At 56.6% G+C, this 290-nt stretch carries 1 protein-coding gene; it reads left to right on the forward strand.

Going from position 1 to position 290, the window contains the following annotated elements:
• Nucleotides 1-290 (forward strand): hypothetical protein (locus J0A67_RS22795; protein ID WP_206571690.1); only part of this gene is annotated, 290 nt, incomplete at both ends.

Here is a 290-nt window from a genome sequence, read left to right on the forward strand (position 1 = left end):
GCTGATCGGCCAGCTGGATGTGACCGAAAACAATCGAATCACCGCGGGAGTAACGCAATTCGATTTCAAACTCGATGGCGCCTCGCCGCATGGCTTGGCGCGGTTTTCGGAAGTGTTTAACAGCCGGGTACCGAAAGATCTGCCGGAAGGCCTGCGCGATGTGCCAAAAGGCGTCACCGTGTTTCCCACCACGGGCATCCCACGCAGCTTCAACAACGCCACGCCTTGGTCGCATACGCATCGCAACTACACCAATCTCTTCCTGACCTGGGACCATGATTTCAACGATG

Origin of the sequence: Algoriphagus aestuariicola, assembly GCF_017254835.1 — a bacterium.
GTDB lineage: Bacteria > Bacteroidota > Bacteroidia > Cytophagales > Cyclobacteriaceae > Algoriphagus > Algoriphagus aestuariicola.